Origin of the sequence: Bradyrhizobium cytisi (assembly GCF_008123515.1) — a bacterium.
GTDB lineage: Bacteria > Pseudomonadota > Alphaproteobacteria > Rhizobiales > Xanthobacteraceae > Bradyrhizobium > Bradyrhizobium cytisi.
The window spans coordinates 17,134-30,983 of record NZ_VSSR01000008.1 but is presented as its reverse complement, the minus strand read 5'-3'; the positions used below and the strand labels follow the sequence as shown (position 1 = coordinate 30,983).

Genomic DNA, 13,850 nt, shown 5'->3' with positions numbered 1-13,850 from the left:
AGGTTCTACATGATGCTCGAAGGATGGCGCTGGTACGGACCGGATGATCCGGTCTCGCTCGACGATGTCAGGCAGGCCGGGGCGAGCGATATCGTCTCGGCGCTGCATCAGGTGCCGATTGGCGAGGCCTGGACGCGCAAGGCGGTCGAGGAGCGCAAGAATTTCATCGAGAACGGCCAGCCGGGCCGCTCGCAGCTGACGTGGTCGGTGGTGGAATCGATTCCGATCCCCGACGACGTCAAGCGCCTCGGGGCCAGGGCGACGCAGTCGATCGAAGCGTGGATCGCGAGCCTGGAGGCGGTCGCGGCCAGCGGCATCAAGATCATTTGCTACAATTTCATGCCCGTGGTCGACTGGTGCCGGACCGATCTCGAATGGGAGCTGCCGAACGGCGCCCGCGCCATGCGCTTCGACCAGGACCGCTTTGCGGCGTTCGAGCTGCATATCCTCAAGCGCCCCGCGGCCGTGCAGGAATATTCGCCGGAGCAGCAGGCCCGCGCAAAAGCGCTGTTCGAGAAGATGAGCCGGGCCGACATCGACTATCTCATCATGGCGATCGCCAGCGCGCTGCCGGGCTCGACCACCGAGCCGATGACGATCCCGCAATTCCGCGACCGGTTAGAGACCTATCGTGACATCACGCCGAAGATCCTGCGGCAGCATCTCGCCGAATTCCTCGCGCGTGTCGCGCCGGTCGCCGAGCAGCTCGGCGTGTCGCTGACGCTGCACCCGGATGATCCGCCGCGCCCGCTGTTCGGCCTGCCGCGCGTTGCGTCCACGGCAGAGGATTATCAAGCGCTGTTCGACGCCGTGCCGTCCAAGGCCAACGGCATCTGCCTGTGCACCGGCTCGCTCGGCGTGCGCGCCGAGAACAATCTGCCTGCGATGGCCGAACGTTTCGGCCCGCGTATCGCCTTTGCCCATCTGCGCGCGACCAAGCGCGAGGCCGATGGTCTGACGTTCCACGAGTCCGATCATCTCGACGGCGACGTCGACATGGTCGCGGTGCTCAAGGCGCTGTTGAAGGAGAACGCGCGGCGGTCACCGGACAGGCAAATCGTATTCCGCCCTGACCACGGCCACCGCATGCTCGATGATCTCGCCGCGACCAAGCGCACCAATCCCGGCTATACTGCCATCGGCCGCCTCCGCGGCCTCGCCGAGCTCCGCGGCGCGATCCGCGCGATCGAGCATCGTTGAAGAACCGTCATTGCGAGCGCAGCGAAGCAATCGAGAATCCCTCCGTGGAAAGACTCTGGATTGCTTGGCTGCGCTCGCAATGACGTGGAGCGAGAGAGGCGCCGAAGCTTCCACAACGTGGATGGCCGGGCCTTGTCCCAGCCATCCACGTTTTGCCCCGCGGCACAAAGAACGTGGATGCCCGGGACAGGTCCGGGCATAACGACCTCCCGTGAATGTTCGCTGGCCACTCAGTAGCAGGCGGCCATCGCGCCGAGCTGGGGATAGAGCCTGTCGATCGCGGCGATCTCGCTTTGCATCTGGGCGAGGATCCAGTCGCGGATCTCCGCAGCGATGGGGCGCATCGGCCGGTTGCGCGGCGGCAGGAATTCGCAGATGCGGCGCGTGGTGGTGAGCCGGTCGGAAGCCGGTACCAGCGCGCCGGTCAGCAACCAGTGCGAGGCGACCGTCAGCCAGCCGAGCGCGATGCCCTGGCCAAGCAGGGCCGCCTGCATCACGACGGCATAATCGGTGAAGCTCAACGCCTTGGCGGCGCCACGCCGGCCGGTGAGCAGCGACGAATAATCCGCGGCCCAGTCGCCCGGCGTCTCGGCGAGGCGGATGATGGTGTTGCCCTCGGTGGGATCGGTCTCGCCAAGATAGCCGGGGCTGCACATCGGCAGCATCACTTCCCTCATCACCAGCGTGCCGCCGGACGACGGCTCCTCGCGATCGCGAAAACGCATGCCGAGATCGACATTCTCGACCGGCCCACGCAGCGCGCCGGAGATTAGCTGGAAGCGCAGATCGGCCTGGGGAAACTGCCGCTGCAGCTTGTCGATGCGCGGCATCAGCCAATGCGTGGTGAAGGCGGAGGAGACCGACAGCGTCACCGTCTCGGTGCCCTTGCGGCGCCGCTCGATCTCGGTGAGACCCGTCTCGATGCTGCGAAAGCCTTCGAGCACGCGGCGATACAACAGCTCGCCTTCCTCGGTGAGCATCGCGCGGCCCGCCTTGCGGTCGAACAAGCGGACGCCGAGATGCTCCTCGAACTGGCCGAGCATGCGGCTCACTGCGGGCTGCGTGACATTCAATTCGGCGGCGGCCGCCGTGAAGCTGCCATTGCGCGCCGCTGCGTCGAAGACGAACAGGGCATTACTGGAAGGCAGCATCCGGCGCAGCTCGGGCATAACGTCATGTTATGAGCGCGGTGAGAATTTGGCAATTGCCGAGTTTTGCCAAGTCTGGTGTCATTGGCACCGCAGCCTAAAGACAGGGTGTTTGGAACAAGCTTTGGTGCGGCGCACGCTGCATCCGCGAATGCTCCAAAACGCTGTCTATAATGCAGGCTTATGGCGCGCAGTGAGGCACGCCATCGCAGGGAACGAGGCGAGGTCGATCGTTGAACAAACGAGCGGAAAGCGTCGAGATCAGGTCCGCCAGCAAGGCGTACGGTGCCGTTCGCGCCCTCGACGACGTTTCCCTCAATGTCGGCGCCGGCGAGTTCGTCTCGCTGCTCGGTCCCTCCGGCTCCGGCAAGACCACGCTGCTAGGAATTCTGGGCGGCTTCATCTTGCCGACATCAGGCACAGTTCTCTTCGGCGGCCGCGACGTCACCTGGATGCCGCCGCACAAGCGCGACATCGGCGTCGTGTTCCAGAACTACGCGCTGTTCCCGCATATGAGCGTCGGCGAGAACGTCGCCTTTCCGCTGCGCGCGCGGCGCCTGCCGAAAGCGAGCTGGCCCGACAAGGTACGCGCGGCGCTATCGATGGTGGGCCTTGCCGGCTACGACGAGCGCGGCATTGCGCAGCTTTCCGGCGGCCAGCGCCAGCGCGTCGCGCTCGCACGCGCCATGATCTTCGAGCCGCGTCTGATCCTGATGGACGAGCCGCTCTCCGCGCTCGACAAGCAGCTCCGCGAATCCATGCAGATCGAGCTGCGCGCGCTGCACCGGCGTATCGGCGCGACCATCATCTATGTCACCCACGACCAGCGCGAGGCGCTGACCATGAGCGACCGCGTCGCCGTGATGAAGGACGGCCGCTTGATCCAGATCGACGAACCTGCGCGGCTGCATGATCATCCCGCCGATTCCTTTGTTGCCAGCTTTATCGGCGAGGCGACCATGCTGCCGGTCCGCCGTGTCGATGGCTCCAGCGTCGCGCTCGGCAATGCGCTTTTGCGCAGCGCCCGCGCCATTCCCGACGGCGACGCCTTGATGCTCGCCGTGCACAGCGAAAAGCTCCTGATCGATGACGGCGCGCAGGACGCCGCCTGCAACCGCCTGACCGGGACGGTCACCGACATCGTCTACCAGGGCGAGAGCCTGCGCATCTTTCTGGCGCTGACTGACGGCATCGCGCTCAGCCTGCGCCAGCCGGCCTATCACCAGGCCTACGGCCGCATCCCACCGCTCGGCGGCAGCCTCACCGTCACCCTTCACCCCGAGGACACCATCGTCGTGCCCAGAGCGGACTGAACTTCAGCCTTGTCCAACCGAGAGAAGAAACCGATATGTCGACCCAAGCCGCGTTCAGCAATTTCAAGGTCCTCACCTTCGACGTCGTCGGCACCTTGATCGATTTCGAGACCGGCGTGCTCGCCGCGGTGCGCAGGATCTCGGGCAAGACGCCGGCCGAGCTCAGCGACGACAAGATCTTCGAATCCTACAAGCGCGGCCGCGACAAGCATTACGAGCGCTCCAGCGAGGTGATGTTCCACGTCTATCGCTATCTCGCCAAGGAGCTCGGGCTGTCGTCTGACGACGCGTCCTGCGACATGTTCCAGCTTTCGGTGCTGCGCTGGGGGCCCTTCCCGGACTCGGTCGAGGCTCTGAAGCGCCTGCGCACGAAATTCCGGCTGGTCGCGATGACCAATGCCGACCGCGTCGCGCTGTCCTGTTACGCGCACTCGCTCGGCAATCCCTTCGACGACACCGTCTGCGCCGACGAGACCGGCGTTGCAAAACCCAATCCGGAATTCTTCGCCTACAACAAGGGGCGTCAGTCCGCGTTCGGCTACAAGCAGTCCGATATCCTGCATGTCGCGCAGAGTCAGTACCACGACATCGGGATCGCGCGGAAACTCGGCTACAAGGTGTGCTGGATCGAGCGCCGCCAGGGCATCGCCGGTTTTGGCGGCACGCCGGCCGTGGAGACGCTGACCAAGCCGGACTTTCATTTCCCGACGCTGAAGGCGCTCGCGGATGCCGCGATCGGGCCGGCGGCATGACACGGGACTGGAACGCGCTGCCATCGGCCAATTCGCTGTGGGAAGCCACGGCGGAGCCGGCGCGCGCGTTTCCGGTCCTGTCGGGCGAGCAACAGGCGGATGTGGTGATCATCGGTGCGGGCTATACCGGCCTGTCCGCCGCGCACCACATCGCCAAGAGTGGTCTCGCGCCGGTCGTGCTGGAAGCCAATCGTCCCGGTTGGGGCGCGAGCGGGCGCAATGGCGGCGTGATCACCGCAAAGTTTCGGCTCTCGTTCCGCGAGATCGACGCCAGCCATGGCCGCGCCATGGCAAAGCGCATGTATGAGATCGCGCATGAATCCACTGACATCGTCGAGGAGCTGGTCTCCGAATTCGGTATCACCAGCGCAAACCTGACCCGCACCGGCCAGGTCAAGGCCGCGCATAACGAGACCACGCTGAAAGCCGCGATAGACGAAGCCAACTGGATGACGCGCGAGATGGGCTCGGCCGAGGTTCGGATCCTCGACAAGCGGCAAGTGCGCGACGAGACCGGCTCCGACATCTTTGTCGGCGGCGTGCTCAATCCCGGCTCGGGCGGCATCCATCCGCTGAACTATCTGCGCGGCCTCGCCGATGGCGTGGCGCGCCAAGGCGTTCCGATCTTCCAGCAATCGCCGGTGATCAAACTCCAGCGCGAGAACGGCGGCACCGTCGCCGAGACGCCGCAGGGCGCGGTGCGCGCCAGGCAGGCGATCATCGCCACCAACAGCTATTCCGATCTGACCGGCGCGACCGCGCGCATGCAGCGCACGCTGATCCCGTTCCGCAGCGCGATCATCGCGACCGAACAACTGCCGCGCAATCTCGCGGGGCGGCTGATGCCGACCGGACGCACCTACACCGAGACCAAGCGCATGATGCGCTGGTTCCGCATGGTCGACAACCGCGTGATCTTTGGTGGCCGCGGCGCCTTCGGCGAGCAGGACTCGCAAGCCGCCTTCGACGCGTTGCGCAAGGCGATGATCGGCATCTTCCCCGATCTGGCCGATGTCCCGCTTGCCTACAAATGGTCGGGCCTGGTCGGCATGACCTTGGACTCGGTGCCGCATATCGGCCGGATCGACGACCGCACGCTGGTCTCGATGGGCTACAACGGTGCGGGCGTCGCCATGTCGAGCCTGATGGGCCGCTATCTCGCCGCCTTGGTCCGCGGCGAGACGCCCGATGTCGGGCTGCTCGACGTCAGCCGCATGAAGGCCATTCCGCTCTATCCGCTGCGCGAGCCCGCCGTGCGCATGGTCGCCGGCTGGTACCAGTTTCTCGATGCGATCGGTCGGTGAGATCTTTTTTGGCGATGGAGGAGGCGAGGATGAAGACGAAACGGAATTTGGGATTGGGCTGCGCGCTGCTGGGCGCGATGGGATTGACTACCGCGGCTGATGCCGCCGAGCAGATCACCTTCGTCTCGCAGGGCGGCGCCTATCAGCAGGCGCAGACGGTGGCGATCCTCGATCCCTCCGCCAAGAAGCTCGGCATCACCATCAACCAGGATTCCATCCCCGACGCCTGGCCCGCGATCAAGACCCAGGTCGGCAGCGGCAAGCCGATCTGGGACGTGGTGGACACGCCGACCGGCTATTGCCTGCGCGGCGGCGAGCAGGGGCTGATCGAGAAGCTCGACTTCTCGAAGATCCCGAACGCGGCGGCGATGCCTGAGGCCTATCGCAGCCCATACTCGGTGTCCTACGAATTCTATTCCAGCGTGCTGGCCTTTAGCCAGAAGACGTTCCCGAAGGATGCGCCGAACAGCTGGGCCGATTTCTGGGACGTCAAGAAATTCCCCGGCCGCCGCGCGCTGCGCAACCATCCGATCGCCACGCTGGAAGCGGCGCTGATGGCCGACGGTGTCGCGCCTGACAAGCTTTATCCGCTCGACGTCGATCGCGCCTTCAAGAAGCTCGAGGAGATCAAGCCGAACATTACGGTGTGGTGGACGTCAGGCGCGCAGTCGGCGCAGCTCCTCAATGACGGCGAGGTCGACATGGAGATGGCCTGGAACGGCCGCGTCAGCGCGGTGGCGAAGGAGGGCGCCAAGGTCGCCTTCACCTACAACCAGGGCATCCTGCAGAGCACCTCGCTCTGCATCCTCAAGGGCGCGCCGAACCTCGACACCGCGGTGAAGTTCCTCAACGAGGCCGTCGATCCCGTGCACCAGGCCAATCTGCCGCTCAACATCGATTACGGCCCGGGCAATCCCAAGGCGTTCGAGACCAGCGTGATCAAGCCCGAGCGCGCCGCGCAATTGCCGAGCGAGCCGGCCAATGCGGCCAAGCAGGCGCTGATGTCCTACGCCTGGTGGTCCTCGCCGGCCGGCGAAGCCGCCGAGAAGCGCTGGGCATCCTTCATGCAGAAGTGAGGCAGCCTTGGTGACATCTGTGCCAGATCCATCGCAAAAGCATCAGCGCCGTGAGCACGGCCTGATGCTAGCGCTGGTGTCGCCGGCGCTGCTGGTGATTCTGTTGCTGATCGTGCTGCCGGTCGGCTGGCTCGCCTGGCAGTCGATCTACCATGACGGCTTCACGCTGGAGAATTATCGCCGCGTCTTCACCGAAGACATCTACTGGCGGAGCTTCGCGCTGACCTTCGAGATCAGCCTCGCAGTCACCATCATCGCGCTGCTGCTTGGCTATCCCGTGGCCTATCTCGCCAATTCCGTGCCGAAGGGATGGAGCATCCTGATCCTGTCGCTGGTGGTGCTGCCGTTCTGGACGTCCGTGCTGGTGCGCGCCTATGCCTGGCTCGCGCTGCTCCAGCGCACCGGCGTGATCAACCAGTTGTTGCGTTATCTCGACGTCATCTCCGAGCCGCTGGCGCTGGCGCACAATACGTTCGGCACGGTGGTCGCTACCGTGCACATTCTGCTGCCCTTCATGGTGCTGCCGCTCTACGCCACCATGCAAAAAATCCCCGGCGATCTGATGCAGGCCGGCGCCAGCCTGGGTGCGAGCCCGTCGCTGACGTTTGCCCGCGTGTTCCTGCCGCTGTCGCTGCCCGGCGTGCTCGCCGGCTGCACCATGGTGTTCGTGCTCTGCCTCGGCTTCTACATCACGCCGGAATTGCTCGGCGGCGGCCGCACGGTGATGGTGTCGATGCTGGTGAGCCGCAATGTCGAGCTCTACAACCAGTTCGGTGCGGCCAGCGCGGTCGCCGTGGTGCTGCTGCTCAGCGTGCTCTTGATCTTCTTCGTCGTCAGCCGCTTCATCTCGCTCGATCGCGTGCTGGGGCAGAAATGACGCGCATCTCGCCCCCACGGATCGCCCTCTACGTGATCAGCACGCTGGTGCTGGTCTATCTGATCCTGCCGGTGCTGATCATCGCTCCGATCTCATTCTCCAGCGCGCGCTTCCTGACCTTCCCGCCGCCGTCGTTCTCGCTGCGCTGGTATCAGCAATATTTCGCCAATCCGGCCTGGATGCAGGCGACGCGGGTGACGCTGACGGTTGCGCTGCTCACGGTGGTGATCGCAACGCCGTGTGGCGTCGCCGCCGCCTATGCCATCAGCCAGTCGAAGCTGCGCGTCATGCGCGTCATCCACATGACGCTGCTGCTGCCGCTGGTGGTGCCGATCATCATCACCGCGGTCGGCATCTTCTTCGTCTATGCCAAGGTCGGCCTGGTGGCGACCTTGCCGGGCCTCGTGCTGGCGAATGTGATGCTCGGCCTGCCTTACGTCGTCATCTCGGTGCTCGCAGGCTTGCAAAGCTTCGACCCCGCGCAGGAGATGGTGGCCCGCAGCCTCGGCATGAACCGCCTGCGCAGCTTCTTTGCGGTGACGCTGCCGCAGATCAAGTCCAGCGTGGTCGCCGGCGGCATCTTCGCTTTCATCTCGGCGATGGACGAGACTATCGTCGCCCTGTTCATCTCCGGCGGCCAGTATCAGCCGCTGACCAAGCGCATGTTCACCGCGCTCCGCGATGAGATCGATCCGACCATCGCAGCGATCTCGACGCTGATGACGGCGGCGTCGTTCATGCTGTTGCTATTGGCGAGCACGCGGCAGAAGCGGAGCGGGTGAGGGCGGTCGCTAAGCCCCTGCCGCCAGCCAGGCCAGGATCATCTCCACGATCTGGGTCCTGCTCTTCGCCAGCACCCTGGGCTCGCTGAGGTCGCGGTCGAACAGCGCGCCGAAGGTGTGGCGGTTGGCGACGCGGAAGAAGCAGTAGGAGGAGATGGCCAGATGCAAATCGATGGCGTCGACGTCGTCGCGGAACGCGCCCTCGGTACGGCCGCGCTTGAGGATGCCGTCCAGCGTTGCGATCACGCTGGCGTTGAGCTGGCGCAGTTGCTGATTCTGCTTCAGGTGCTTGCCGTGGTGGATGTTCTCGATTGAGACGAGGCGGATGAAGTTCGGATTGCGCTCGTCGTGGTCGAAGGTGGCCTCGATCAGCCGGCGCAAGCCCTCGCGCGCGTCGCAGCTGGCGATGTCGAGCTGATCCTCCAGCGCGCGGATGCTGCGATAGGCTTCCTCGAGCACGGCGAGATAGAGCTGCTCCTTGCCGCCGAAATAATAATAGATCATCCGCTTCGAGGTGCGGGTCCGCGCCGCGATCGCGTCGACGCGGGCGCCGGAATAGCCCTCGGAGGCGAATTCGGCCATCGCCACTTCGAGGATGTCGCGCTTGGTGCGCTCGGGGTCGTTGGTGCGCTTCGATGGGGGTGGCATGCGCTCGAGCATCACTGTTTCTCCCGACCGTTTCTATGGATCACCTTGAAGGTGAAGGCAAATTTCGCCCAATCCGACGTCTTTTGAGGCCGGCTTGCATAAACGTACTAGTTCGTACATTATGGATTGAAACCGAGGTTGCGGCAACCAAAAGCAAAAAACGCGCGCATGGCCGGACGGGCATGACGCGAGCCGCGACCGCCATCGCACAAGGGGAGGAATTTTGATGAGCTCGACCTCAATCGCATCGCTGCACGCGCCGTCCGGCGCGGAGACTACGCAAAACAAGCTGCCGAAGCGCGCCGCGCTCGTCAGCTTCGTCGGCAGCATGCTCGAATACTACGACTTCTTCATCTACGGCACCGCGGCGGCGCTGATCTTTCCAAAAGTGTTCTTCGCCAATGTCGATCCCGCGACCGGGACGCTGCTCGCGCTGCTGTCGTTCGGCATCGGTTATATCGCGCGTCCCGTCGGCGCCGTCATCCTCGGCCATTTCGGCGACCGCATCGGCCGCAAGACGGTGCTGCTGTTCACGCTGGTGGTGATGGGTTGCTCGACGCTCGCGATCGGCTTGTTGCCGGATGCCAAGACGATCGGCAACGCCGCGCCCATCATCCTGACGCTGCTGCGCCTGCTGCAGGGCCTGTCGGCGGCCGGCGAGCAGAGCGGGGCGAACTCGCTGACGCTGGAGCATTCCGCCAATTCCAACCGCGCCTTCTTCACGAGCTGGACCCTGAGCGGCACCCAGGCCGGCGCGATCCTGGCGACGCTGGTGTTCATTCCGGTGTCCAGCATGCCCGAAGATCAGTTGCTGAGCTGGGGCTGGCGCATTCCGTTCCTGCTCTCCGCGCTGGTGCTGCTTGTCGCCTACCTGGTGCGGCGGACCATGCCGGAAACGCCCGTGTTCGAGGACATCAAGGACAAGGCGCAAGTGGCGCGCTTTCCCGTGGTCGCGCTGCTGCGTGACTACTGGCCGGACGTGCTGCGCGTCATCGCCTGCGCGCTGATCGCGACGGTCAGCACCATGACCGCGGTGTTTGCGCTCGGCTATGCCACCAGCAAGTTCGGCGTCGCGCGTCCGACCATGCTGTGGGCCGGCGTGCTCGGCAACGTCGTGGCGCTGTTCGCCCAGCCGCTCTGGGCCTTGCTCGCCGACAAGATCGGCCGCAAGCCGGTGTTCATCGGCGGCGTGCTTGGCTGCGCCGTGCTGCTGTTCCCCTATTTCATGCTGGTGACGTCGGGCAGCACGCCCGCGATCTTCGCCGCCGCGATTGGCCTGTACATCGTCTACTCCGCGCCCAACGCGATCTGGCCGTCGTTTTATGCGGAGATGTTCGAGGCGCGCGTGCGCTATTCGGGCACCGCGATCGGCACCCAGCTCGGCTTCCTCGCCGCCGGCTTCACGCCGCTGGTGAGCGCGAGCCTCGTCGGCGAAGGACCGAACGGCTGGATTCCGGTTGCGCTCTTCGTCGCCGGTTGCTGCGTCGCCTCGGCCGCGGCCGCATCGACCGCGCGCGAAACCCATAAGGTCGACATCGCCGATCTCGGCAAGCGGCGCGCGTAAGCGAAAACAGGGACACGATCGTATGCTGACCAACACAGTTCCGACCACGCTCGGCCCGATCATCGGGGCCGAGCAGGGCGCCGTCCGCGCCTTCAAGGGCGTGCCGTTCGCGACTGCACGGCGCTTCGCCAAAGCGAGGCCACCGCTTGCGTGGATGGAGCCGCGAAACTGCACGGATTACGGCCCTTACGCGCCGCAGCCCGGGCATCTCGATCAGGCGGAGGAGTCCTGTCTCAGCCTGAATATCTGGACGCCGACAGGGATCGATCGCCCGCTGCCGGTGCTGTTCTTCATCCATGGCGGCGCCTTCGTCACCGGCGGCGGCGCCGATTATGACGGCGCATTCCTCGCTGCGCATGGCCCGGCCGTCATCGTCACCATCAACTATCGGCTCGGCCCGCTCGGCTTCCTGCAGCTGCATCGCCACGGATTGGGCGAAGCCAACAATCTCGCGATCTCGGATTCCCTCACAGCACTCGACTGGGTCCATGCCAATATCGCCAATTTCGGCGGCGATCCGAACCGGCTGACGCTGTCGGGCCAGTCGGCCGGCGCGTCGATGGTGATTGCGCTTGCAACGCTACCGCAGGCAAAGGGCAAGTTTGCCCGCGCGCTCGCGCTGAGTGCGCCGGGGCGCAACATCATGAGCGCCGACCATGCCGATCAGGTCGCACGCCGCGTCATCGAAGAGCTCGAGCTTGCGAGCGATCCTGCCGCGATTGCCTCCGTGCCGCTGCCAAAACTCTTCGCCGCGGTGGAACGCGTCGGCCGCAGGATCGCCGACGAAACCACCTCAGGCACCGTGTTCGGCCCGGTGCTCGACGGCACCGTGATCCCGCGCGAGCCGCGTGAGGTCTTCGCCGAGGGAGGCTTGCGCGACATTCCGCTCTGGCTCGGCTCCTGCCGCGACGAGATGGTGATGTTTTTGAAGAGCACGCCGCCGGCCGCGATGATCCGCAGCACCGAGCGCAATGTCCGCGTTGCTTTCGGCGATGCCGGCTGGGAGCGCCTGCTGGCCTGTTATCGCGGCTCGGCGCGCCTCGATGAGGATCCGTACGAGGCGCTGCTGTCGGATGCGTTCTGGCATCGCCCGATGACTGATCTCGCGCGGCAGCACGCAGCCGCAGGGGGCGCAGTGTGGCTGAGCCGGTTCGATCATCGTCCGGCGCTGCAACCGTTCTTGTCGCAAGGACCGACCCACGGCGCCGACAATGCCTGCCTCTGGGCGCATCTGCCTGCCTTCATCGATCGCCCGATCCTGCAGCGAAAGGGCGGCCCGATGACCCCGGCCGATATCGACGTCGCGGCGCGGTTTCAGATGAGCCTGCTGCGCTTCGTGACGTCAGGCGCGCCCGATGTTGTGGAAGCCTGGCCGCGGTTCGAGCCGGCCAAGGAGCCACTCGCAATCTTCGGCCAGCCGTTTCATATTGTGCCTCTCAACGAAAGCGCGCGCTCCCGCCTCTGGGCGGAGCTGAGCAATGGCACCAACGACAAAAACGACATGAGGGAGGCCGTATGAGCATCTTGAACAGGAATGCTACGTGGCCCGCGATGCGGATCGCTGTGCTCCTTGTGCTGCAGGCGGCTTCGTCCGCATCGGCGCAGATCGTCGCGACGCCTGTTCCCGGAGACCCCGTCAGCATCGATAGCGGCGCCGTCTCCGGCAAGGTCCTGCCGTCGAACGTGAGAGCCTATTTCGGCATTCCCTTTGCCGCGCCGCCGCTCGGTGATCTCCGTTGGCGCGCGCCGCAAAAGGTCGAAGCATGGAAGGGCGTTTATCACGCCGACCGGCTGGCGCCCGAATGCATCCAGGTGCTGCGGCGGCACAATCTCAATCATTATTTCGGCGAGGAGGCGACCAGCGAGAACTGCCTCTATCTGAACATCTGGGCGAGCGCCGATGCCAAGCCGGGCGCGAAGCTGCCGGTCGTGGTCTGGATCTATGGCGGCGGCTTCACGCTCGGCTCCAGCGGCATGGCGATGTATGACGGCGAGAACGTCGCGAAGAAAGGCACGATCTTCGTCAGCTTCAACTACCGCGTCGGCATTCTGGGCAATCTCGCCCATCCCGAGCTGACCGCGGAATCGCAAAATCACGCCTCCGGCAATTACGGCCTGATGGACCAGGTTGCGGCGCTGCAATGGGTCAAGCGCAACATCGCGCAATTCGGCGGCGACCCTGATAACGTCACCATCACCGGGCAGTCGGCCGGCGCGATGTCGGTGTCGGCGCTGGACGCGAGCCCGCTCGCGAAGGGCCTGTTCAATCGCGGTTTCGCGATGAGCCTGAGCATGTTCGACAACCGCTTCAAATTTCCGGCGCTCCCCGCCGCCGAGAAGATCGGCCTCGAGGTGCAATCGGCGCTCGGTGCGTCCTCGCTCGCCGAGATGCGGCAGATCCAGGCCGACAAGATTCTTGCAATTCAGAAGGACTGCCAGCTCGGCTGCGCCGGCACGATCTCCGTCACGCCCGATATCGACGGCTACGTGCTGCCCGACACGGTCCCGAACATCTTTGCGGCGGGCAAGCAGAACGATGTCGCCACCGTCGCCGGCTTCACGCGCGATGAGAGTTCGAACGATCTGCGCACCGCCGGCACGTTGGAGGCCTATGTCGCCGCGGCACGAAAGCTCTATGGCGACCAGGCCGATCGTTTCCTTGCGCTCTATCCCGCGAAGACCGACGAGGAGGCGAAAGCCATGGGGTTGACCGCCGCGCGCGAGGGGCTGGTCGAGATCGGCACGCGCAACTGGGCCGAAGCCCAGGCGAAGACCGGAAAGGCGCCGTTCTACATGTACATGTTCTCGCGGGTGCATCCGTTCGCGGCGAACGTCGAATTCTTCGACAATCCGCAGAAGATCGGCGCCTATCACACCTCTGATGTGCCTTACTGGTTCGGAACGCAGGACGCCTTCAACAAATTCCGCACCACGCGCAACTGGACCGAGCTCGACCGCGCGCTGTCCGAACGCATGATGGACACGCTTGTCGCCTTCGCGCGAACCGGCAATCCCGCGACGCCGGCAACGACATGGCCGCAATGGAAGCAGGACGCGCAGAGCTATGTCGAGTTCGGCGACGAAACCGGTGTGCGCGAGGAGAACCGGGCGCGGCTCGATTTCCACACGCCCGCCAACGTCACGCCCTCGACGCCGCGGGTCTCGCGGGACTAGGTGCCGTACTCA

The 13,850-nt window shown here is 65.0% G+C and carries 12 protein-coding genes; 10 read left to right on the top strand and 2 right to left on the bottom strand.

The window, feature by feature from the left end:
- Window positions 1–9: 9 nt before the first annotated feature.
- Complete coding sequence (uxuA, locus tag FXB38_RS04165) at window positions 10–1,200, top strand: mannonate dehydratase (RefSeq protein ID WP_148749506.1); 1,191 nt, start codon at window positions 10–12, stop codon at window positions 1,198–1,200.
- 230 nt (window positions 1,201–1,430) lie between these two features.
- Here the strand turns inward: uxuA and FXB38_RS04160 are convergent, their stop codons facing one another.
- Complete coding sequence (locus FXB38_RS04160) at window positions 1,431–2,369, bottom strand: LysR family transcriptional regulator (protein WP_148749505.1); 939 nt, start codon at window positions 2,367–2,369, stop codon at window positions 1,431–1,433.
- Window positions 2,370–2,581: 212 nt separating this feature from the next.
- On the opposite strand from FXB38_RS04160, the gene FXB38_RS04155 reads away from it, so the two are divergent.
- The 6 genes from FXB38_RS04155 to FXB38_RS04130 all read left to right on the top strand — a co-directional run bounded on the left by FXB38_RS04155 (window position 2,582) and on the right by FXB38_RS04130 (window position 8,452).
- A complete protein-coding gene (locus FXB38_RS04155; RefSeq protein ID WP_148749504.1) occupies window positions 2,582–3,661 on the top strand; it encodes an ABC transporter ATP-binding protein in 1,080 nt (359 codons plus the stop codon).
- Window positions 3,662–3,696: 35 nt separating this feature from the next.
- Window positions 3,697–4,413 carry an HAD family hydrolase gene (locus tag FXB38_RS04150; protein ID WP_148749503.1) on the top strand — a complete coding sequence of 239 codons (717 nt, stop codon included), beginning with the start codon at window positions 3,697–3,699 and terminating at the stop codon, window positions 4,411–4,413.
- Window positions 4,410–5,717 (top strand): NAD(P)/FAD-dependent oxidoreductase, encoded by a 1,308-nt coding sequence (locus tag FXB38_RS04145; RefSeq protein WP_148749502.1) that lies wholly within the window; start codon window positions 4,410–4,412, stop codon window positions 5,715–5,717. The genes FXB38_RS04150 and FXB38_RS04145 overlap by 4 nt, the downstream gene beginning before the upstream one ends.
- Before the next feature lie 29 nt (window positions 5,718–5,746).
- Window positions 5,747–6,793 carry an ABC transporter substrate-binding protein gene (locus FXB38_RS04140; RefSeq protein ID WP_187434649.1) on the top strand — a complete coding sequence of 349 codons (1,047 nt, stop codon included), beginning with the start codon at window positions 5,747–5,749 and terminating at the stop codon, window positions 6,791–6,793.
- Between the two features lie 64 nt (window positions 6,794–6,857).
- Window positions 6,858–7,670: an ABC transporter permease gene (locus FXB38_RS04135; protein ID WP_148749654.1), complete on the top strand. Its 813-nt coding sequence runs from the start codon at window positions 6,858–6,860 to the stop codon at window positions 7,668–7,670.
- Window positions 7,667–8,452, top strand: a complete 786-nt coding sequence (locus FXB38_RS04130; RefSeq protein ID WP_148749501.1) for an ABC transporter permease — start codon at window positions 7,667–7,669, stop codon at window positions 8,450–8,452. Before FXB38_RS04135 ends, FXB38_RS04130 begins: the two co-directional genes overlap by 4 nt.
- A 9-nt stretch (window positions 8,453–8,461) precedes the next feature.
- On the opposite strand, the gene FXB38_RS04125 is transcribed toward FXB38_RS04130, so the two are convergent.
- The gene (locus tag FXB38_RS04125; protein ID WP_148749500.1) at window positions 8,462–9,112 is read right to left on the bottom strand and encodes a TetR/AcrR family transcriptional regulator; all 651 of its coding nucleotides are present in this window, start codon (window positions 9,110–9,112) and stop codon (window positions 8,462–8,464) included.
- 214 nt (window positions 9,113–9,326) lie between these two features.
- On the opposite strand from FXB38_RS04125, the gene FXB38_RS04120 reads away from it, so the two are divergent.
- From FXB38_RS04120 to FXB38_RS04110, 3 genes are read left to right on the top strand one after another with little or no spacing between them, the layout of a single operon-like run.
- Window positions 9,327–10,664, top strand: a complete 1,338-nt coding sequence (locus FXB38_RS04120; RefSeq protein WP_148749499.1) for an MFS transporter — start codon at window positions 9,327–9,329, stop codon at window positions 10,662–10,664.
- A 22-nt stretch (window positions 10,665–10,686) separates the two neighbouring features.
- On the top strand, window positions 10,687–12,183 hold the full coding sequence (locus FXB38_RS04115) for a carboxylesterase/lipase family protein (protein WP_148749498.1): 1,497 nt from the start codon (window positions 10,687–10,689) through the stop codon (window positions 12,181–12,183).
- On the top strand, window positions 12,180–13,838 hold the full coding sequence (locus tag FXB38_RS04110) for a carboxylesterase/lipase family protein (protein WP_148749497.1): 1,659 nt from the start codon (window positions 12,180–12,182) through the stop codon (window positions 13,836–13,838). Before FXB38_RS04115 ends, FXB38_RS04110 begins: the two co-directional genes overlap by 4 nt.
- Window positions 13,839–13,850 lie beyond the last annotated feature (12 nt).